Annotated in this window: 16 protein-coding genes; all 16 read left to right on the top strand. The window is 52.9% G+C overall.

All coding sequences use genetic code 11. The features are described 5' to 3' along the window. Positions 1–189: 189 nt before the first annotated feature. The 16 genes from SCARR_RS03070 to SCARR_RS02995 all read left to right on the top strand — a co-directional run bounded on the left by SCARR_RS03070 (position 190) and on the right by SCARR_RS02995 (position 22,697). Complete coding sequence (locus SCARR_RS03070; protein WP_168432942.1) at positions 190–1,749, top strand: sulfatase family protein; 1,560 nt, start codon at positions 190–192, stop codon at positions 1,747–1,749. Between the two features lie 316 nt (positions 1,750–2,065). Continuing rightward, the gene (locus tag SCARR_RS03065) at positions 2,066–2,800 is read left to right on the top strand and encodes a 3-keto-disaccharide hydrolase (RefSeq protein WP_136060047.1); all 735 of its coding nucleotides are present in this window, start codon (positions 2,066–2,068) and stop codon (positions 2,798–2,800) included. Beyond that, complete coding sequence (locus SCARR_RS03060) at positions 2,800–4,302, top strand: arylsulfatase (RefSeq protein ID WP_222846159.1); 1,503 nt, start codon at positions 2,800–2,802, stop codon at positions 4,300–4,302. Before SCARR_RS03065 ends, SCARR_RS03060 begins: the two co-directional genes overlap by 1 nt. 9 nt (positions 4,303–4,311) lie before the next feature. Next, complete coding sequence (locus tag SCARR_RS03055) at positions 4,312–5,760, top strand: sulfatase family protein (RefSeq protein ID WP_136060046.1); 1,449 nt, start codon at positions 4,312–4,314, stop codon at positions 5,758–5,760. 1,065 nt (positions 5,761–6,825) lie between these two features. Further along, a complete protein-coding gene (locus tag SCARR_RS03050) occupies positions 6,826–7,779 on the top strand; it encodes a CsgG/HfaB family protein (RefSeq protein ID WP_136060045.1) in 954 nt (317 codons plus the stop codon). Positions 7,780–8,252: 473 nt separating this feature from the next. Then, complete coding sequence (locus SCARR_RS03045; RefSeq protein WP_136060044.1) at positions 8,253–8,828, top strand: TetR/AcrR family transcriptional regulator; 576 nt, start codon at positions 8,253–8,255, stop codon at positions 8,826–8,828. Beyond that, a complete protein-coding gene (locus SCARR_RS03040; protein WP_136060043.1) occupies positions 8,818–10,167 on the top strand; it encodes a TolC family outer membrane protein in 1,350 nt (449 codons plus the stop codon). The genes SCARR_RS03045 and SCARR_RS03040 overlap by 11 nt, the downstream gene beginning before the upstream one ends. Continuing rightward, positions 10,164–11,192, top strand: a complete 1,029-nt coding sequence (locus SCARR_RS03035; RefSeq protein ID WP_136060042.1) for an efflux RND transporter periplasmic adaptor subunit — start codon at positions 10,164–10,166, stop codon at positions 11,190–11,192. The genes SCARR_RS03040 and SCARR_RS03035 overlap by 4 nt, the downstream gene beginning before the upstream one ends. Beyond that, positions 11,174–12,916: an ATP-binding cassette domain-containing protein gene (locus SCARR_RS03030; protein WP_136060041.1), complete on the top strand. Its 1,743-nt coding sequence runs from the start codon at positions 11,174–11,176 to the stop codon at positions 12,914–12,916. Before SCARR_RS03035 ends, SCARR_RS03030 begins: the two co-directional genes overlap by 19 nt. Beyond that, the gene (locus SCARR_RS03025; protein WP_222846158.1) at positions 12,894–14,045 is read left to right on the top strand and encodes an ABC transporter permease; all 1,152 of its coding nucleotides are present in this window, start codon (positions 12,894–12,896) and stop codon (positions 14,043–14,045) included. The genes SCARR_RS03030 and SCARR_RS03025 overlap by 23 nt, the downstream gene beginning before the upstream one ends. 8 nt (positions 14,046–14,053) lie before the next feature. Next, entirely contained in the window at positions 14,054–15,163 is a 1,110-nt protein-coding gene (locus tag SCARR_RS03020) for an ABC transporter permease (protein ID WP_136060040.1), read from the top strand. A gap of 770 nt (positions 15,164–15,933) precedes the next feature. Next, the gene (locus SCARR_RS03015) at positions 15,934–16,833 is read left to right on the top strand and encodes an AraC family transcriptional regulator (protein ID WP_136060039.1); all 900 of its coding nucleotides are present in this window, start codon (positions 15,934–15,936) and stop codon (positions 16,831–16,833) included. A 116-nt stretch (positions 16,834–16,949) separates the two neighbouring features. Further along, the gene (locus SCARR_RS03010) at positions 16,950–18,200 is read left to right on the top strand and encodes a uroporphyrinogen decarboxylase family protein (protein WP_136060038.1); all 1,251 of its coding nucleotides are present in this window, start codon (positions 16,950–16,952) and stop codon (positions 18,198–18,200) included. A gap of 414 nt (positions 18,201–18,614) precedes the next feature. After that, a complete protein-coding gene (locus SCARR_RS03005) occupies positions 18,615–19,943 on the top strand; it encodes a glycoside hydrolase family protein (RefSeq protein WP_136060037.1) in 1,329 nt (442 codons plus the stop codon). Positions 19,944–20,000: 57 nt separating this feature from the next. Then, positions 20,001–21,344, top strand: coding sequence for a glycoside hydrolase family protein (locus SCARR_RS03000; protein WP_136060036.1), 1,344 nt, complete (start codon positions 20,001–20,003; stop codon positions 21,342–21,344). Positions 21,345–21,380: 36 nt separating this feature from the next. Next, positions 21,381–22,697, top strand: coding sequence for a glycoside hydrolase family protein (locus SCARR_RS02995; RefSeq protein WP_136060035.1), 1,317 nt, complete (start codon positions 21,381–21,383; stop codon positions 22,695–22,697). Positions 22,698–22,715: the final 18 nt, after the last annotated feature.

The following is a 22,715-nucleotide window of genomic DNA, read 5'->3' as shown; positions in this document are numbered from 1 at the left end:
GCGGTTTTTTTGTTGCTTAAATGCGGTTGTGAAAGGGCACTACAATATTATGTAGCAGAGGCTACAACTTCCATAGTTTGCCTTTTAAAGGCGGCACGTGATTACATGCCTTTGACAGATATAAACTAAAATTGGCGTTTTGGGTTGTGGGACGCGAATCAGATACAAAAGGATTTTACGATGAAATGGATGGGGCGATTTTTACTGAGTCTGGCGATGTGCGGAGCTTTGAGTGGTTTCGCTCAAGCATCTCTCCCGAATGTAATTGTAATCCTTGCGGATGACCTAGGCTACGCGGATGTCGGTTTTCATGAGGTTGTGGCCGATGGGGTGCATACACCGAATCTGGATCGACTAGCAGAATCCGGTGTAGTTTTCAGGAATGCCTACGCTGCATCGCCGGTTTGCAGCAACTCGCGCCTGGCGTTTTCGACCGGGCGCTATCCCCAACGCTGGGGCGCGTACTTTTATGGCCAGGGCGGTCTGCCGACCACCGAGCAAACGATTGCCGAAATGATGCGTGAAGCGGGTTACCGCACCATGAAGATAGGGAAAAACCATCTCAACCGAGGAGCGAAGGAAGATCCCATGAAACACGGCTTTGATCATTGGCTGGGTTTTACGAATCACTCATGGGATTTCAATCTGCTGAGCGAAAAGGATGTCGAGGCCTACGAAAAGAAAGAGGCCGGGAGCATCGCTAAGGCGAAAATGGCGCCTATCGGACCGTTGACCCGCGACAATGGTGAGCCTGCTTCATTTGAAAATACTAATACCACTGAAGTTTTCGGACGCGAATCTGTATCCTTCATTAAAACCGAAAGCGAAAAGCCATTCTACCTTCAGCTGGAATTTAACGCGGTACACACCCCGTTGACCCGTGCGCCGAATGAACAGCTGCGTAAAAAATACGGCATTCCTGACCATCCTTTCGACCGCGATGCCAAGGTTTGGCCGTATCCCTACTGGGATCCTGTAGCGCAACCGGAATACAACGAGTGGTACGACCAGACCTGTCACCTCGGCATACCGGATCCTTACGGCCGCAAAATCTACCTGGCCCATCTTGAGTTGATGGACTCGGTGGTTGGACAAGTTATGGATACGCTTAAGGAAGAGGGACTCGACGAAAAGACATTGGTTTTCTTCTCTTCGGATAATGGCGGGTCGGATCAGTCCTACGCCAACAACGGCCCTGTTAATGCCTATAAATACTGCCTGATGGACGGCGGCATCAAGGTTCCAATGGTTGTAAGGTGGCCTCGGAAGTTTAAGGCGAAGACGATTGATGCGGTCGTTACCCATCGCGATATATTCGCCAGTCTGTCGGAAATTACAGGTGTAGCTCCGCGGAAGCCGCTGGATGGCGAGAGCCTAATCCCGTTGATTAAGGGCGATGTGATCTCGCTGCATGACGAAGAAGCCATGTTTTGGGATTCGGGGAAAAAACGGCAGAACTGGGTGGTGCGCGAGGGAGACTGGAAGTTGGTTTACCGGGAGGAGTCCTATGACTATCAAGCTTATGAACTGGATGAAAACGGCTTGGTTAAATCAGCACTTCGTACCGTTCCGCTCGCAACCGGCCTGCAACTTTACAATATGGATGCTGACCCGGGAGAGTTGAATAATTTGAGCACAAGCCATCCTGAGCGGGTTGAGGAAATGAAAGCCCTATATGAAAAATGGCGCGTTCAGATGGCCGATCCTGTCCGCGGGAAAAAGGCGACAATCATTCAGGTAAAACTCTAAGGCTGCTACGCAGCAGAAGGAATATAGGCAGAATGATTTTGGGGCAGAATAATTTCAGTTCCCAGAGTAGAAAAATTATTCTGCCACCCAATTATTCTGTCTAACCTTCTCGTGAAGAGCAGGTAAAGGTTGGTTCGCTAAGGATCGCAAAAGGGATAGAAGTTAGAATGGAAGGAACTAATACCATTCACTTCTTATAGCTGAAAGGTCTGTCTCGATTCCCGATTTCACTTTGTATTCAAGATATAAGGGAATCGGCACATGACTCACATGTTGTCTCGAACCTTGATCCATCTAGTTTAAGCAAAGGATAAACATGAAAACAGTTGCTACCATCACTTGTTTTTTTATCGCCATAACGATTGCTTCAGGCAACCAGATTGCCGAAAGCCAACAGCAGTGGTTCGCGAGGTATAAGAAGCAGAAAAACGCTCCTAATCCATCCGAAATGCTGATCAATACAGATCGCGAACCGGATTTAAAAGAGGGTTTTATTAGCTTATATAATGGCGGGAATCTCGATGGCTGGACGTCCATCGGAGGCTCGAATACCTTTGAAGCCAAAGATGCAATTATTGTGGGCACCCTGGTTAAGGATACAGATGGCAGCACATTCCTTTCGACCACCAAGAGCGATTATGCTGACTTTATATTTACGGCTGAAATTAAATGGGCCGTCGACGGGAACACCGGAATCATGTTCCGCGCTCAGGTCAAAGACGGGAATGTGGTCTTTGGCCCCCAGGTTGAAATGGAAAACGAGTCCAAGCAACGTTTTTGGTCTGGCGGGATTTATGGTCAGAGTTGCGGGGGCTGGAGCTATCCGCTTTGGTTGGAATCCCATGAAAAGGCCCGCAATGCCATCGATCGCAAAGGCTGGAACCGAGTCACGATCGAAGCGGTTGGCGATACTGTAAAGACCTGGGTGAACGGGGTGCCTGCCGCCAACTGGAAGACAGAAGAATACAAGCAAGGCTTCTTCGGTTTACAAGTCCATCCGGGTAGAAGCGGCACGATTCATTTCCGTAACATTAAGGTAAAAGAACTGTAGTGAAGAAACGCACCCTAACCTTCATTGCAACAGTCGCCGTACCAGCTCTTTTGCTGGGTGTGGAGCGGCCTAGCATTGTTCTGATTGTTGGGGACGACATTGGCTTTTCCGATATCGGGTGCTATGGCTCCGAAATCCAGACGCCGAATCTGGATCGGCTTGGGCAGAACGGCATGCGCTTCACTCAGTTTTACAATATGGCAAAGTGCAATCCGACGCGCTCCTCGCTGATGACTGGGCTGTATCTGCCGCGTGCCGATGCGAAGAATTCGATCCCGTTTTCCTCGCTGATGCACGATGCTGGATACTATACGGCCATGGCGGGCAAAGAACACTTCGATAAATGGGTGCCCGCCAAACGTTTTAGTTCCGCCGAGGCCTTTGAGGATTCGTTCGCGTTCTATGCCTGTGTCAGTTTTTTCGTTCCGCCGACAGGGGAGTATGAATATCCCTTTAAGCTGAATGGCAAGGTGGTGCCGGCGGATGAAATCCATGCACAGAAAAAACCATTGTACAAGACGGACATCATCACCGACTACGCACTGGGTTTTCTAGACAAGGCGAAGGCGCAGGACAGGCCGTTTTTTCTCTATCTTCCGTATCACTCGGCCCACTACCCGCTACAGGCTCGTCCCAAGGATATTGCCAAATATCGGGGCTCGTATAAAAAAGGGTGGGATGTGATTCGACAAGAGCGTCAGGCTCGTCAAAAGGAACTGGGGATTATTGACGAAGAGGTAAAGCTGAGTCCGCCTTCAAATAATAAGAACAAGGGCGGTGGAGGTGACTATCAACCATGGGATTCTTTGTCTGCAAAAGAACAAGATGCGCTAGATCTGGAAATGGCCGTATTTGCCGGCATGATTGATTGTATGGATCAGAATGTCGGGCGCGTGCTCGATAAACTGGAAGCGATGAATGCGCTCGATAATACGCTTGTTCTCTTTTTCTCCGATAACGGCTCGTGTCCCTATAACCGGAACAAGACCAAGAAGGTTTCGCCCGGCGGCGCGGATTCGTATCGCTCGCTGTCCGCACAGTGGGCCAACGTCGGGAATACGCCGTTTCGCTACTTCAAGCAATATGGCCATGAAGGTGGTGCACGCACCCATTTCATTGCGCACTGGCCGGAGGCGATTCAATCGGGCATCAATCCAACCCTAGCCCATGTGGTCGATCTCTATCCTACTTTCCTTGAATTAGCCGGGGCCGAATATCCATTAACGTGGGAGGGTGGCTCAACGCCGAAGCTCGACGGAAGCTCGCTGGTGTCTGTGTTGAAAGGCGGAGTGCGCAAACCGCCGGATATCATGATTTCCGGCTATACCGATAAGCAGCGCATGGTCCGTTTCGGCGACTGGAAAATTGTTAAGCTGCTCGGTGGGCAGTGGGAGCTCTACAATATTAAGCAGGATCCGACCGAACTGAATAATCTGGTGTCCGCCATGCCTGAAAAAGTGAGTTCACTCGTGGCTCTGTACGAAGAGTGGAAAAATAAATAGGACACCCTTATGAAATCTAAGCACATGTTATTGAGTGTACTGTTCGCGACTGGTGTCGCACTTTTATCCGTTGCCACCGCCGAACGGCCCAACATTGTTCTCCTGCTGGCCGATGATATTTCGCAGGCGGATATTGGATGCTACGGCCATCCGGTCATTGAGACGCCGAATATTGATCAGCTGGCGGCGATCGGCGTACGCTTTGATAATTGCATCCTCACCACCAGCAGCTGCACACCAAGCCGGTGCAGCATCATAACCGGGCGCTATCCGCATAATACTGGAGCTCCGGAACTGAAGATGCGGCTTCCTGCTGATCAGGTCGTATTCCCTAAGTTGCTGAAGGATGCCGGTTATTACACGGTGCTGTCCGGCAAGAATCACATGGGAGATGTTAAACGCGGATTTGATTTGATTACGAATGGAGGCGGTGGTGCCGGTGCCGGGGACTGGGTAGAACTGCTGGAGAAGCGTCCGAAGGACAAACCCTTCTTCTGCTGGTATGCCACGCACGATGCGCACCGCGACTGGAGCACGAGCGAAGAGGTGCGGAAGTATAAACCGGAAGAGGTCGTGATTCCGCCCTACATGTTTGACGGCCCGAAGACGCGCGAAGATTTGACCGGCTATTATCATGAAGTGTCCCGGTTTGATTATAATGTCGGCCGGGTTGTGGCGGAGCTGAAGAGACAGGGTGTATTTGAAAATACGCTGATCTTTGTTACGGCCGATAACGGTCGCCCGTTTCCGCGCAGCAAAACCCGCCTCTACGATAGCGGCATCAAGCCGCCGTTCATCGTGCATTACCCGCCGGCGATGAAGCAGGGTGTTTCCAAAAGTTTTGTCAGTTCAATTGATATTGCAGCCACAGCGCTGGACGTAGCGGGGCTTCCGAAAGACGAACGCATTCAAGGCGTCAGTTTCGCGTCGATCCTGCTGGATCACACTGCCGTTGTTCGTGAACTGGCGATTGCCGAGCATAACTGGCATGTCTTCCCGAACCATGAACGCAGCGTGCGCTTCGGCGACTGGCTCTACATCCGCAACAACAAAACGGATCAGCAGAATCTGTGTGCCGAAGCTTTTGGATGGGGTGCCGGCGAAGAGCTGTGGGACGCCCACGCGGCGGGTAAACTGAACGAAGCACAGAGCAACATCTTTTGGAATCCCTGTCCGGAAGAAGAACTCTACAATGTCGTTATGGATTCGGATCAGCTGACCAATGTAGCCATGAATCCGGAAAACAAACCGGTCATGGAGGAGATGCGCAGGCAGTTGTTGCTTTGGACGGAACAGACCGGTGATACCGTTCCTGTCAAGTGGACCGGGCCGAAGGCCAAATATGTTCCGCCGGGTTTTCCAACCCCTGGAAAAAACAGTTCAAAACGCGGCGATATTCCCGGAGCCGCCGCCGGTGCAGAGAAGATCAATAACCCCGGACCGATTAAGTTTAAATAAGGATGAGCAACATGGTTCCAATATATGAATTGAGACAAGCACAGTTTCGTAGCAGGCGGGTGTTGACCGCAAAGCATAAAGAAACGAAGTCCGGAACCTCTTTAGCGTCTTACCTTCTTCGGGGTCATTTCTTCTGCGGCACCGTCAATTCAATCCTCTGCGCTCTCTCGTGGTCAACCTTCTCCACACGAGCAGGGCGTCCAATCCCTGGAAAATAATTAACCGCGATAGAACACACAGAACGCAGAATGAACCACGGAATACACGGAATGGTTTTTACCGCAAAGACGCAAAGAAACGAAGAATTGAGAATCAGGTGCGCCGATATGATGGCTGCCAAGAGGATCAAAAGGCACGAAAACCTGTAGTTCTTGTCTTTGTGGTCCTTCGGAGCGCAACTGCTTTTCAATTGTGTGGCTAAACTCACAATATTTAGATGTCGGATCGATACAGATTAAACTGTTACGTGTCGGCCGGTGCGGCAGAGACGGCTGTCCTCGCTGTCCAGCGGGCATGGAGACGCTGGCCATGGTCCACATGCCCGGATTGGATGCCCTGCGTCCTGCAATTGTTAAGAAGTCATGGGGAGCGGTCCAGCGCCAGGCTGCCCCGAAAAAGGGGAAGAAGAAATAGCGGTATCGGTATAGCCGAGTAGGGCGGGGGCCAAGACCCCGGCTTGTAATTTTCACCACCCGACGCCACAAAGAGGCACAGGAAGCACGAAGACCCCGTTCTTCCTCTTTGTGGCATACAGCGCTCCATTTATTTAGTTCCTTCCATTCTCACTTCTTACCAGTTTTCGTTCCTAAACAGAGCACTCTTAAACCATTCTGGGACAAGGTGTTTAACCACGAAATACACTAAATACACGAAACCTGTCCTGAGAATCTGTTTCGTGTGGTTCGTGTATTTCGTGGTTCATAAATCTGCTGCGAAGCCACATTAGTATATACTATTTCCAGAGCGACCTTATTTTAAGTTTATAGAATGGCGGAATTGTGGGAAGCTTTAGTTTCTGAAACTTCGGGTATTTTGTAGGTGGTATTTAATTGAGGAAAACACTTCATGAAAACTGAACGATATGGCGTGTTGCAGTATTTCATTTTATTGACGTCCTTTTTATTGGTTTCCTGCCAATCAAACTCGAAGCGTTTGCCCGAACATGTGATTGATAAAAAAATCCCTACTTTGGCCGTTTTGGAGTTTAATGATAAAAGCCAATGTCGTTGGCGTTGGAATGTGGGCGAGGGGATCCGCGATACCTTGATCGATGAATTGGTGCAATCGCAACGCTACAAAGTGGTCACTCGGTTTGATATTGATGCGGTTATCTCTGAATTACAGATTCAGCAGAACCAACTTTTTCGCAAGGAAGGCAAGTCCGATTTGGGGCGGCTCAATAATGTGCAGTATTTACTGAAGGGATCGGTAACCGATTTTGCTTATGTGGCGAGCACGGGGCTGACCGCTTTTTTCAGTAAGATTGGTTTCTCTGGACGAAGTCATATGGCGATTGTCACGGTGACGCTTTATATCATCGAGGTTGAGACGGGCGAAATCATTACTTCAAAGCAAGTTGAGGGCAAAGCTTATGCGAGCTCTTTAGATGTGAAGGGTAGTAATGATAATGTGGGCTTTGGCAGTGGAAGTTTTTACCGCACTCCTCTTGGCAAAGCCTGTAAAAAACTCATGGCGGAGGCCCTCGATGAAATCAATCTTGTGATTGCGAACCAAAAATGGAGCCCGCGTATTGTGCGTATTGTTGAAAATAATCGGGTGCTTGTTTCGGGCGGAGAAGATCGTGGTCTCATAGCTGGAATGATATATGAGGGCTATTATGCAGGCGAAACGCTGATCGATCCCGAAACCGGGGATGTTTTGGGTCAAACGGAAGGTTATTTGGCGGGTCAGATTGAGTTGGTTGAGATCAAGGAGAAATTTTCCTACGCAAAAATAGTACAGGGTCAATTTGAGCCAGGACAAAGCCTCCGGCAGATGCTCCCTGTGAGCAAAAAATAAGGCTTCAGGAAAATCCTCGAGGCGCACCGGAATGGTTCTGCCGAGTTTTTACCGCACGAGCACCGCTTCCGATGCCAGGAAAATTAACGTTTGTAGTCTCGCCTTTAGGCGGTTCTGTACGAAAAGCCTATCTCTCCGCATTCCGTCTAAGCCGGAACTTCCATCGCGTCTTCCCTTCTTGTATGTCAATTATAACCGCTGATGAACACGGATAAACTCGGATGATCAGAGTGCATCCCGTCCAGCAGGAGAAGTTGGCCACGAGAGAGCGCAAAGAACACAAAAGGGAAATCCAGAAAATCTGCTTTGCTATTTATGCGTTCTTTCGTGGCAATCAACGGGCTCCCGACCGTTTTTGCATCTCCAATGCTCCCCGCATTGAATAAGCCGCCAACCCCTTATTCATTGCCCCTGAAAAGAGAATCAAAAAAATAGTTGACTGTACCGTCCGGACGGTATAAATAATGAGGCATATGAAACATACAAGAATAACAAATTCGCGGGAAAAGCTGCTGGATGCGGCGGAAACCATTGTGATGGAGCGCGGCGCGACCCGCATGACGCTGGATGCCGTCGCCGCCCAAGCCAAGGTCAGCAAAGGCGGATTGCTCTATCACTTTGCATCGAAAGAAGCGCTCGTACAGGCCATGGTTGCCCGGATTGTCGGACTGGCCGAGGAGCACTTTGCTGCCGCGCTAGCCAACGAGTCCCCGGGGAAAGGCCGTCATGCTCGCGCTCTGCTATATTTGATGCTGGATGACAACGGGCCCTTTTTACTTCGGGTGAAACGGATGGCCGCACCGCTGCTCGCGGCCGTGGCCGGCAATGCAGACCTGTTGAGCCCCATGCGGCAGTTTCTGCAAACCGTTCGCCAGGGAATGAGCGACGACGGGTTGTCTGACGATCGCGCATGGCTGATCCTTGCTTCGCTGGACGGAATTAAATTCTGGCGGATTCTGCACCTTTTGGAACCGTCCGGCACCGACCTGGCCAAGGTTCGATGCCTGCTGGAACAATTGATAGACAGCGAAGATTTCTATGAAAAATAAACCAATCCCAGTAAACGTTTTTGCAACGGTTGCACTCGTCGTCCTGACAGCAACCGGGAACGCGCAGACAACCGATTTACGGACGGCTTACCAACAAGCGGCGGCATCGAGCCCGCTGGTTGCACAGACCCGTGCAAGATGGGAAGCCGAACAGTTCGGCAAAGACATCGCCCGCTCCGCGCTTGCACCGCAGCTCACCGCCGCAGGTTCTATCAGCCAGAACAATCTCGACCTGACCGGATTCAGCTCCTCGGCGATCGACGAGTCCTATAATCCGTCGAGCTACAGTGTCACGCTGACGCAACCGCTGATCAACGGCTCCGCTTGGTCCACGCTTCAGGCATCGCGCTCAATCGCGGAGAGTTTTAAAGCCGGGCTGCTGGCCGTTCAGCAGGATTTGATCCTTCAAACCGCCGATGCCTACTTCGCGGTGCTGCGCGCCGAAGCACTGGAGCGCACCGTTGTCAGCCGGCTGACGCTGTTGCAGAAAATCAGCGATCGCGCCGAGAGCGAGCGCCGTGAGGGCACCGGCGATATCATTTCAGTTGAAGAAGCGCGCGCCCGGCTGGATGGAGCGCAATCGGAACGGCTCAGTGCCCGCAACGGCGTGCAGCTTGCCCGCCGCGCATTGGAGCGGCTGACGCATCAATCTGCCGATGCTCTGGCCGATCTGGAAACGCTGGAACCACAAGGACCGATTCCTGCCCGCATGGAGGACTGGGTTCAATCCGCCGAAAACAGTCAGCCGGTGCTGGAACAGGCTCGCCAGAAATTGCAGGCCAGCCGCTACACGATCTCTGCCGCTTCCCGTGGAAGCTGGCCGGTGTTGTCGCTGAACGCGCAATACTTGCACTCGGACGGGTCTTTCATTCCTGAAATGGAACGGCGCGAAAGTCTGATCGGCGTCAGTGTGGTCTGGCCGCTGTTTCAGGGCGGCGCTGTTCGCGCCTCCCGCGCCCGGGCCAAGGCGTTGGCCCAGGCCAGTCAGTACGGACTTGAAGTTCTTCAAGACCATGTGCGAATGGAAACGCAACGCTCGTTTTTGAATCTGGAAAACAGCGCGGCGCAGCTGACCGCCACCCGCCGCGCGCTGGAATCGGCCACCACTGCGCTGAAGGCCACGCAGAAGGGGTATGAAATCGGCAGCCGCTCCGTGGTCGAGATCCTCGACAGCGAACAGCGGCACGCTAATGCCGAATCGGATTACACCCTCGCGCTCTACAGTCAGGTTCTGGCCCGCATGCAGCTCAAAGCTTCAGCAGGCGTGTTATCTGAACAGGATGTGAATGCGATCAATGCCCTTTTAAACGTTAGTGCCGAATCCCGGAGTCAAAAATGAATATCAAAAAAGTTTTGCCCAAAGCCATCCCCGTTCTGCTGATTCTGGTCCTCATTGCCGGGGTTCTGATTTTTAAACACGAGCACGAAGGGGACGGAAAGCTGTCGTACTACGGCAACGTGGATATCCGCCAGATTCAGTCGGCCTTCTTCAGCACCGGCCGCATTCAGCAAATGCTCGTCCGCGAAGGTGAATCCGTGACCAACGGGCAACTGATCGCCGTACTCGATGCCGCGCGCTATGAAGCGGCGACGGCCAAAGCACAGGCGCAGGTTGAACTGCAGCGGCAGGTGGTGGCGCGGATGCGGGCCGGAAGCCGGCCGGAAGAAATTGCTCAGGCGCAGGCGCAGGTGCGCGGCGCCAATGCGGCCCTGACGGATGCGCTGCAAAAACAGACGCGGGCGCAGGCTCTGGCGAAAGACGATTATGTGTCGCAGCAGCAGCTCGACAGCGCCCGCACGGCGGTCGATGTGACGCGCGCCAATCTGGAAGCGGCCCAGCAGTCTGCCACGCTGGCGGAGCAAGGTCCGCGCAAAGAGGATGTCGCCGCGGCGCAGGCGCAGCTGAATATATATGGTGCTTCGCTGAACCTGGCGCAGCAGGAATTGGCCGACAGCAAGCTTTACGCCCCCGCCGACAGCATCGTCCAGAACCGCATTCTCGAACCGGGCGATATGGCGTCACCGCAGCGGCCGGTGTACACGTTGGCGCTGAACAATCCGGTCTGGGTGCGCGCCTACGTTCCGGAACCCGATCTGGGCAAAGTATTCGAAGGCATGAAGGCCGAAATCCGGACGGACAGCTTTCCCGACAAGGTGTATGAAGGCTGGGTCGGAACGATTTCGCCGGCGGCGGAGTTTACGCCGAAGCAGGTGGAAACCACCGATCTGCGCACCCGGCTGGTGTATCAGATCCGGGTTTATGTGAAGAATCCGGAAAACGAACTGCGGTTGGGCATGCCCGCCACCGTACAGCTCATCTCCGGTTCCACACTGGAGGACAAACCATGTCCGTCCTTGAACTGAGCGGCGTAACCAAACGGTTTGCGGGCGTTCCGGCGTTGAATGATGTCCGTCTGAACATCCGCAAAGGGACGGTTACCGGATTGATCGGGCCGGACGGCGCGGGCAAAACCACGCTGATGCGACTGATCGCCGGACTGCTGGTGCCCGACAGCGGCGCCATTTCCGTACTCGGCATCGATGCGATCCAGGACCCGCTGAAGGTGCAGCAGGTGATCGGCTACATGCCGCAGCGGTTCGGGCTGTATGAAGATCTGACGGTTCAGGAAAATCTCGATCTCTACGCCGATCTGCAGGGGCTGCCGGATGCGGAGCGCCAAGCGCGCTACGCGGCGCTCACCCACCTGACCGGGCTCGCGCCATTCACCCAACGGCTGGCGGGAAAACTGTCCGGCGGCATGAAACAAAAACTGGGGCTCGCCTGTGTACTGGTGCGTCCGCCGCAGCTGTTGCTGCTGGACGAGCCGACGGTCGGGGTCGATCCGGTTTCGCGTCGCGAACTGTGGGCGATCATTTACCGCCTGGTTCGCGAAGAAAATATGACCGCACTGCTGAGCACGGCCTATTTGGACGAAGCAGAACGCTGCAACGAAGTCATTCTGCTGCATAAAGGCGAATTGCTCGGACAGAGTTTGCCTGCGGAATTCAGCCAAAAAATGGCGGGAAGAAGTTTTCAAGCCACCTTGCCCGGCATGAATAAGCGGTCGCTGCAAAGCCGGCTCGCCCGCTCGTCCGGCGTCATCGATTCCACCATCCAGCGCACCGGTGTGCGGATCGTCATGGAAGCCGACGTGCAGCCGGATCCCGCCGCCCTGCCGGCCGGTATCCGGATCGAACCGGTGGAGCCCCGCTTTGAAGACAGCTTTATCAGTCTGCTCCGCGAAATCGACGGGCAGCCTGCGCTGCCGGAAGTTTCGCTCGCCCGCGCTGTGCCGTCCGGGACCGACGACGAAGAGGTTATTATCGTCGATCAGGTCACCAAGCGCTTCGGTTCATTCTCCGCGGTCAAAGACGTCAGCTTTAAAGTGAAAGCCGGCGAAGTGTTTGGGCTGCTTGGGGCCAACGGTGCTGGTAAATCCACCACCTTCCGCATGCTATGCGGTCTGCTGCCCGCTACCGACGGGCACCTGCGCGTCGCCGGGCTCGATCTGGGCCACGCCCCGGCCAAAGCCCGTGCACGGATCGGATATATGGCGCAGAAATTTTCGCTCTACGGCGATCTCTCCGTCCTCGAAAACCTGCGGTTCTTCAGCAGCGCATACGGCCTGCGCGGCAGCGATCAGCGCGCGCAAATTGATTGGGCCTTGCAGGAATTCGAACTCAAACCGTACGCCAACAGCACCAGCCAGAAACTTCCGCTCGGCTATAAACAGCGGCTGGCGATGGCGGCCGCGCTGATGCACCGCCCCCAAATTCTTTTTCTCGATGAACCGACCTCCGGCGTCGACCCGCTGGCGCGTCGCGAGTTTTGGCAGCGCATCGCCGCGCTGGCCGAAGAAGGCGTGACCATTCTCGTTACCACCCATTTTATGGAGGAAGCCGAATATTGCGACCGGCTGGTCATTATGGCCAAGGGCGACATTCTGGCCGAGGGTACGCCGGACGAATTACGCGCCCGCGTTCAGTCCGATCAACTGCCGGATCCCACCATGGAAGACGCGTTCGTCTATCTGATTGAAGAACATGAAACCGGAAGGAGATCCGATGCGGTTCCTGCGAAATCCTGATCCGGCTCAGCAAGCCGCCCGAATGCGCCTGCGCGGAATGATCCGTAAAGAAGCCCGACAGATCGTCCGTGACCCGTCGAGCATCGCGATCGCCTTCGTGCTGCCGATTCTGCTGCTGCTGCTGTTTGGCTACGGTATTTCGCTGGATGCCAAGCACGTCCCGTTGGGGATTGTTATCGAAAGCTCGTCCCCTGAAGCGGCGGCATTTGCCGGGTCGTTCGAGCAGTCGGAATATTTATCGCCACACCGCTTCGGAACCATTCAGGAGGCCGAACAAGCGCTGATTACGCATGAGGTGGACGGGATCGTCTGGCTGCGCAACGATTTTGAAGAAAAGCTGCTGTCCGGCGCCAACGCACCCATCGGGGTGATCATTAACGGCGTTGATGCCAACACAGCACATATCATTGAAGGTTATGTTAAAGGCGCGTGGTTGTCGTGGCTTCAGCAGCGCGCCGCCGAACAGGCCGGCGAACTAAACCTTCCGGTGCAACTCCAGCAGCGTGTCTGGTTTAACGCCGAACTGCGCAGCCAGAATTTTCTGGTTCCCGGATTGATCGCCGTCATCATGACCCTGATCGGCGCGTTGCTAACGGCCATGGTCATCGCCCGCGAATGGGAGCGCGGCACCATGGAAGCACTCCTGGTCACACCGGTCACGGCCAAGGAAATTCTGCTCGGCAAGCTGCTGCCCTATTTTGTGCTCGGCATCGGCGGTCTGGCACTCTCCGTCGGCATGGCCGTCTGGCTGTTCGGTGTTCCGCTGCACGGTTCGCTGCCGGTTCTGTTCATCAGCTCCTCCCTGTTTCTAATTGCCTCGCTGGGGATGGGGCTGACCATTTCGACCGTCGCCCGCAATCAGTTTGTCGCCGGACAGATTGCGATCATTGTATCGTTCCTTCCGGCCTTCATGCTGTCCGGCTTTATTTTTGATATTAACAGCATGCCGCCGGCGGTGCAGGTTGTTACCTATCTGTTGCCGGCGCGTTATTATGTTTCGATTCTTCAAACGGTCTTTCTGGCGGGGAACGTCTGGAAGGTCATTGGGCTCAACTCACTGGCGCTGATTGTGTTCTGCGCCTTCTTTCTGGGAATCGCCCGGCGGCGCATGAGCAAACGGTTGGAGTAAAAACTGATATGTGGAACCATCTTAAAGCCCTGATCGTTAAAGAGCTCCTGGCCGTGCTCAAAGACAAGAAAAGCCGGTTGGTGCTGATCGCGCCGCCGCTGATTCAGCTGATGGTGTTCGGCTATGCCGCTACCTTCGATATGAATCATATCCGCTATGCGGTGTTCAACGAGGATCACGGCGCGGCCTCGCGCGAACTGCTCGCGCATTTTGAACACTCAGACACCTTTGAGTGCGTTGCACAGCTCGACGGCGATGCGCAGATCGCGCCGGTGATCGATAATAAAGAGGCGCTGCTACTGCTGCGTATTCCGTCCGATTTTAGCCGTAACCTGGCGCTGGGACAGACGGCGAACCTTCAGGCGAATGTGGACGGTCGGAATTCAAACAGCGCCATGCTTGTACTGAACTACGTGCAGTCAATGGTTTCATCATTCAACACCGACTGGATGCAGGACCACGGTGAAAGCCCGCTGCCGGCCCATTTGGTGGTGCGGTCGTGGTACAACCCGAATCTGGTCAGCCGCTGGTTCATTGTCCCCGGCATTGTCGGACTGCTCACCCTGCTCGTCACATTGCTCATCACGGCGCTCTCGGTCGCACGAGAACGCGAGGCCGGCACCTTCGACCAACTACTGGTCACCCCGCTGCGCCCGTTTGAAATTTTGTTAGGGAAAGCACTCCCCGCGGTCATTATTGGACTGTTGGAAGCCACGGCAAGTATTCTGATCATCGTCTTCTGGTTTAAGATTCCGCTGCTTGGAAGCCTGTTGGCACTGTACCTCGGGCTGTTCCTCTTCCTGCTCTCTTCGATCGGGGTGAGGTTGATGATTTCGTCGCTGGCGGTCACGCAACAGCAGGGACTACTGGGCGCGTTTCTCTTTTTTGTGCCGGCGATCATCCTATCCGGATTTTCCACCCCCATCGCCAACATGCCCGAGATCCTGCAGGCGCTAACCCTGTTGAATCCGTTGCGTTACTTCATCGTCATTCTGCGCGGCGTCTTTCTGGAAGGAGCCACCGTGAGTCTGCTCTGGTCGCAGTACTGGCCCATGGCGCTCATCGGCCTGTTCTGCCTTTTCACTGCGGGCACGCTCTTCCGCCGACGCATGGTTTAAGCCGGGTTCCAAAAATATGGGAAACCACTCCTTCGTCGAGGCGACATGAATTAAACGCAAAAAAGCTCCTTTAACTTGATGCGCTTCGCTTTGGGGAAAACCCTTCTTACGCCAAATATGCCGCTGCCTGTTTCGTTGTTGTCTTTCATGTTGTACACAGGACTAAACGGGGTGCTGGCAAAAGCATGAATCAACCCGGCTACACAGTAGTTTTCTACCACGGAGGCACGGAGGTGCAGAGAAATATATAAATTCCGTAACTCTGTGTCTCTAGCGAAGCGGGTGGTGAAAATCGGCTACATGTGATTGGTACTGAACATTTAAAGGGGCTCGCTAAGGAACGCCCCGTTTGTAGCGGTTCAATTATTCCGGCTTGTTTGAGACTTCATTGCCGAAGAGGACGTTATTGCCGCTTCGCTGCCGTCGCTTCGCACCAGCCTCTCTTCGTGTCTTCGCAAGCTCAGGTGAAACGTCACTACACCAAACAAGGTGTAGTATCGCTTCACCGGCCGAAGGACGGAACGCGATTTTTTTGCAGAAGTCAAATTCATGAAAAATCCAGCGCAGCTGGTGGGGGGACTAAAGCCGTTGCTACGAACCATTTTAAAAGGAAGAGATACTCATGAGACACGTAGCAGTTTGGTGTGCGGTGACTGAACTGACGCAGGGGTGCCGGGCCAAATAGATGTTGTCCATGGGAACGGCGCTTCTTTATGTGGGTGTAGTGGGCGAAATCTGTATATGTTGATTGCCATTGAGAGGACGATGCAATGTCTGAAACCATACAGCCAGAAAAAGGGGTCCGGTTGGAGCTGGCCTATCTGCATGGCGGTGAGGTCGTATTCCAGCCGGGGGAGTCGCTCGGACCTCGAGTGCTGTCTGATTATGAATTGGTATATGCTATTGAGGGAACGATTACTTATGTTTCCGATGATACCACCTATGCCGTTCCTCCGGGCGGCTTTATTCTCGGCCGCCCCGGGTTTCATGAAACCTACGTTTGGGATTCGCAGATCATAACCCGCCACGCTTTTTTTCACTTTGATATTGAGCGTTATCCGAATGATTGGCCGAAACCGGAAGATTGGCCTCGATGCAGAACGGCGTTAAGTCCGGTTTGTGCGAGTCTGTTCCTTCATATTCTTCAGCATATTTTTGAGCATGACGATTGGCCGGCGGCTCGGCCGGAACCGAAGGACTGCCGTTTGGTGGAGGTTCTGATTGATACGTTCATCGAGGATCACCGAATCGAACTTGCTTCATTTGAACGCGAGCGGCCCGAGCCGGTTCGGCGTGCTCTGCTTCTGCTGCACTCCCTGGTTGAAGAAGACCCGATGCACCCGCTTTCGCTCCCTGAGCTGGCGGCGCAAGCGAATGTGACTCCAAAGCATTTGTGCCGCCTGTTTTCCCGAAGCCTTGGCTATTCACCGATGCAGACCTATACGCTGATGAAGCTGCAATCCTCGCGTCCGCTGTTGATGCGGACCAACCTCAGCATCCAGGAGATTGCGGAGCGTTGCGGTTTTGACAATCCGCTCTATTTTTCCCGCCGCTTTTCGCTGGCCTATGGCTGTTCGCCGCCGAGCTTTCGCGCGCAGTTGCGCTCGGGAAAGCTGCCGTCAATGAAAAATCCGTTGCCAACTGATTTGATGACGCGCATGCGCCAGTAGGCGAATTATGTACATATCATGGCAACCTGCGGGTATGGTCATCTTTTGGTTGCTTCGGTAACTTGTATTCACAGTAAACCAGAAAAATGTGGATTAAGTAAAAGAAGGAATTTTCAATGACATCACGCGAAAAAACACTCAAAGCATTGAACCATCAATCCGGCCCCGTTCCGATCGATCTGGGCTCCACCGCTGTGACGGGCATGCACTGCTCAACCGTGGCCGCGTTGTGCGACCATTATGGGCTCGATAAGCGCCCTGTGAAAGTTCATGAGCCATACCAGATGCTTGGCCTGCTCGAAGAAGATCTCATTGCCTCCATAGGCGTGGACACCGTCGGCATGGATCCGCTCTCCACGTTCTTCGGTTTCCCGCCAGAAGACTGGAAGCCTTGGATCACGCCGTGGGGGCAGGATGTGCTGGTGCCTGGCAAATTCAACATTACGGACGACGAAAAGGGGATCTACGTCTATCCTGAGGGCGACACCTCGATTGGCCCGTCCGCCCACATGCCGACCGCGAGTTTCTTTTTCGACACCATTATCCGCCAGCCGGAAATCGATGAAGACAATCTGAATCCGGAAGACAATCTCGAAGAGTTCAATCCGCTGACCGACGAAGAGGTGGCGAAGCTCAAGGCGGCTGCAGAACGTGCCGCTGCGACCGGTCGTGCCGTCGTGAGCGGCGGCATCGGAACCGCGCTCGGCGATATCGCGCTTGTTCCAGCTCCCTTCCTCAAAGCGCCCAAAGGCATTCGCGATATCGAGGAATGGTATGTATCCACGGCAATTCGCCAAGATTACATTCACGAAGTTTTTACCCGCCAGACCGAAATAGCGATTGCGAACATGGAAAAGATATCCGAAGCGACGGGTGACCTGATGGATGTGATCTTCATCTGCGGCACCGACTTCGGCACCCAGACCGGCACGTTCTGTTCTCCGGATACCTATACTGAACTATGGCACCCATATTATAAAAAGATGAATGAATGGATCCATGCCAATACAAGCTGGAAAACCTTCAAGCATTGCTGCGGTGCGGTTGAAAACTTTATGAGCCTCTTCATCGAATCCGGCTTCGATATCATCAATCCGGTGCAGTGTTCGGCCACCGGGATGGATCCGCAGACGCTCAAGGACCGCTACGGCGAAAAATTGGTGTTCTGGGGCGGCGGCGTCGATACCCAGCATACGCTTCCGTTCGGCACGCCCGAAGAAGTTTCCGCTCAGGTGCTCGAACGCTGCGAAATCTTTTCCCGTAACGGCGGGTTTGTTTTCGATGCCATCCATAACGTCCAGGCCAATACGCCGACTGAAAACATCGTGGCCATGATTGATGCCGTCCACACCTTTAATCAGGGGTAGAACCGTCTGGATTGAACCAGTTGGAAGCCGATTTCCTCGATTCAATGGGCAAGGTCCAGAGCGGAGCCTATTACGTGGAGATCAAAAACTGATCAAGTGAGGCTTGCGTGATGCTGTCTCTGGTGTCATTACGTTGCGTACACTTTCATTAATGCGGTGTCTTTGTCTAAAGACCATCGTTAACTTGCACTACAAGATCTTGTAGTCAATTGGCTCAGGAGGTCTGCAATGTTCAGCCGCTGAGCTATTCGGCTCCACGAAACAATGCAAAGAACCAGCGTGAATATATTCCCGTCGCTGTTTCGTTTGCCGTGTTCGGCTTGTACCTAGGTAATAACAAATCGCCTTGAGAAGACCCTCTCGTTTTCGTTGGTGTCGTTGCGTGCAGATAGCGTTATTAACCTGGGAATAGACATGAAGAAAATAATCGTACTGTTGTTGGCCGGTTTCTGTTTCTCCACCTCATGGGCGGAATACAGGGAGGTCATGAATCCAAAGGGATTGTCCAGAAACCTGAAGACTGACTACGGTTTGGTGGACGACAATGCCCAGAGCGACCAGAGTGCAAAATTACAGAAAGCCATTGATGAACTTTCTGCAAAGGGCGGCGGCAACCTTACCATCCCGAAAGGAACGTATCTGTTCAACGCGGTCGTAATTAAGTCGAACGTTCATATTTTGATCGAAGCCGGAACGGTCATGAAGCCGACGATTACTCCTGGCACAAAATCCGGCATGTTCAGTATCGACGATAAAGCCAAAGAAAAGTTTGTTGAAAATGTCAGTATCCGTGGTGTGAGCGGCCGATATACCATCGACTATTCCACGGCGGGACTGGAAGCCGGTCCGCGCTTCATTCGTTTCGGAAAGGTTCGAAACTTCCTGGTTGCGGATGCCGATATTCTGGACAGCTTTACTCCCTACAGCGCTATGACTTTTACCGTTGCGAAAGATAAGGGGGCGAACAAGTGGGACGTATTCCGTCCGACCGACGGAACCGTTCGCGATTGCAGCGCATTTGACTCCAGCCATGGGTATGGATTGGTTCAGGCGCACGGCGCGAAAAATGTCCTTTTTGAAAACCTCTATTCCCGCGGCGGCGTGACCCTGCGCTTCGAAACCGGCGCGGGCGGTCCATATGCCGGGGTGCATGAAGTCTACGGGAAAAACATCATTAACGAAAACGGCGCCATGGCCGTCGTGTTTTATCCCCACGCCGTACAAAACGGCAATGTGTATATTGATGGGGTCAAAGCCATCAGCAGTCAGTGGGCCGTATCAATCGGTGGTGGCGGCCCTCCCTCGAAAAAAGACATCGCAAACAACCCGGATGCAAAGCCGGGGGTTTTCGGCAACAAGAGCTATGTTAAAAACGTCCATGCGATCTTCGGGAAAACAGCGCAGATTTCAAAGAAATCGGCATCCACAACCCCGGAGGAATACCTGAAAGATCTCAAAGTGCTTCCCGGCTCCGTCTATTTTACCGGACCCTCCTGCGGCGTTGTGAGCTATGGCATTCAAAACGACGCCTATAAACTGAGTGTCGAAAACGTGACCGATGAAGGATTCAAATATAATAGAGGGATCGTGTATCCGGACCCCAACGCCGCGAAGGGCGCAGACCGTTGGAAGTTTGCTAAACAGCTTCCGGGTGCCGATGAACTTGGTGATAAAAAAGCCATGAAGAACCTGGCTGCTGAGCAAAAAAAGAAGGCCGCCGGCAGCAAGAAAAAGAAAAAATAGCCGAAGCGGATTTTCCAAACCTTGGAAATAGAGTCTGAACTACAGAAAGAGAACGATATGAGAACTATACTTTGGATTATAGCGGTGCTGGCTTGCACCTCCGCAAGTCAGGCGGAATATGTAGAAACCATGCAGGAAAACGGAAAGCAGTGGAATCTGCAAAAGGATTTCGGACTGGTGGACAACAATGCCAAAAGCAATCAGAGCGAACTGCTGCAGAAGGCGATTGATGACGTTTCCGCCAAGGGCGGTGGACGTTTGATCATGCCGAAAGGGACGTATAAATTTGCGGGCGTTTTTCTGAACTCCAATGTGCATCTGTTGATTGAGAAAGATACGGTAATCAAGCCGTATTGGCCGAAAGGAACCAAGGCGGGCATTTTCACCTTATCTACGAAAAGCATGGACAAGGGCCATATCGAGAATGTCAGCATCCGGGGGATGGGTGGTAGTTTCATTGTCGATTATTCCGACCGTGAGCGCGACCCGAACGAAGGTTGCCGGGCGATCAATTGCCGGCAAGTGAAAAACTTTCTGCTCTCCGATATTCTGATCAAAGACAGCTGGACCAAATATTGTTCGGTGAATTTCACGCCCTCGAAGGCTGACGATGCCCGGGAATGGGAGGTTTTCCGACCGACTGACGGACTGGTTAAAAATCTGAAGAGCACCGATTCAAGTTCGGGGTACGGCCTGCTTCAAATGCACGCCGGCGACACGATCCATTTTGAAAATCTGTGGACCAGCGGCGGCGGAGTCTGCTTCCGGTTGGAGACCGGCGGTGGCGGGGAAAACGGCGGAATCGATAATATTACCGCGAAAAATATCTATTGTGAGAACGGTCTTTCCGCGGTGCTGATGGGCCCGCATAAATCTCAAAACGGAATGGTTGTGATTGACGGCGTCACAGCGAACAGCTGTGCGACCGGGGTCACCATGGGGCCTGGATTTGTTGAAAAGAGAAATCTGGATAATCCCAATTATAAACCGGGCCGGTTCGCTGACGGCTCCACGGTGAAGAATGTTCATGTAATTTTCGGGACAAACGCACCGATCTCACTGAAAGGGATTGGCAATGTGCCGAAGGAATACCTGGACGATCTGCGGTGGGGAAAAACCGGGAACAATCGTCTGAGAGGTCCTTCCATGTATGTCGTAAAAGATTTAACCGGCGATAGCTGGACGCCCGTTATCAAAAACGTCACCAGCGAAGGATTTAAATATAACGATGGCATAGTGGTCGGGAAAAAAGAACCGCGGGCGAACTATCGGGAAATTCTCAAGGGCTACCCAGTGCTCGGAGAGATTCCTGAAAATCATAGATCAGTGTCAAGCTCGGAACAGGTTTCGGGAAAAGCAATGGACACGAAGAAAAAGTCGGAAAAGAAAAAGAAGAAATAACGGAATATGCACCTCATCAATTACGGAATTATACCTATGAAAAGAATCCTCATCATACTGGCCATGCTTGCAGTAATCCCCTCGGTAAACGCCGCCTACAAAGAAACCATGGATCCAAACGGATTGACGAAAAACCTAAAGAAGGATTTCGGGATGGTGGACGATAATGCAAAAAGCGATCAGAGCGAAAAGCTTCAGGAAGCCATTGATGCCGTATCCAAAAAGGGCGGCGGTCGTCTCATCCTTCCGAAAGGGACGTATTCCTTTACGGGTATCACGATGAAATCCGATGTTCACCTGATGATCGAAAAGGACACGGTCATTAAACCCTGGTGGCCGGCCAATACAAAAACTCAGCTGTTCTCTCTGAACGGTGACCTGGAACACATCGAGAATGTCAGTATTCGCGGAGTGGACGGCCCGTTCATTGTTGATTATTCCAATCGCGGGAGTATTGCTGGCGAATCGATCCGAACGGTTAATTGCCGACGGGTTAAAAATTTCCTGATTTCCGACATGACCATTAAGGACAGCTACACCACCTATTGCGCCCTTTCTTTCACTTCAGCCAAAAACAAAAATGGGATGACAAATACGGATGTTATGGTTCCGACCGATGGCTGGGTGGGAAATTTGCTCTGTACCGACTCCAGCCCGGGATATGGCCTGCTCCAGATGCACGCAGGCCGACGGATTGACTTTGAAAACCTGTCGTCGATCGGGGGCGGCCCTGCATTCCGCCTGGAAACCGGCGGTGGGGGTGAGCACGGCGGAATTCATGATATTACCGCTAAAAATATCTATTGTGAAAATGGAGCCCAAGCCGTGCTTATGGGGCCGCATACTTCTCAGAATGGGTTGGTCATGATTGATGGGGTGACGGTTAAAAGCTGTTCATGGGCCGTCACGATGGGTCCGGGTTTTGTTGAAGAAAAAAATAAGAGCAATCCCGATATTAAGCGCGGCTGTTTCGCCGATGGTAGTACGGTTAAAAACATTCATGCCATCTTTGGAACCAATGCATGCATCTCAACCAAATCCATTAGCAGCGTTCCGAAGGAATATCTGAAACTGATTCGGGTTGATAAACCAGACCGCAAGCAGAAGCGGGTCCGGGGACCGTCTATCGGGGTGGTCAGTGACGGAACGCAGGGAAGCTGGTTGCCGGTGATTGAAAATGTGACTCAGGAAGGCTTCAAGCATAACAAGGGGGTCACGAAGACCAGCAGAGACAACCGATCCTCCATGGAAAAGGTGCTTAAGGGGCTTCCTGTTCTCGAAGAGTTTGAAGCATTGAAAAAAGAGTACGCGGCGGCTTCACCTAAAAAAAGTTCCAAGAAAAAGAAGCATTAAGAAACAAGGGGGCAGTTG

The sequence above is a fragment of the Pontiella sulfatireligans genome (genome assembly GCF_900890705.1).
Classification (GTDB): domain Bacteria; phylum Verrucomicrobiota; class Kiritimatiellia; order Kiritimatiellales; family Pontiellaceae; genus Pontiella; species Pontiella sulfatireligans.
This window is presented reverse-complemented; position numbering and strand designations above follow the sequence as displayed.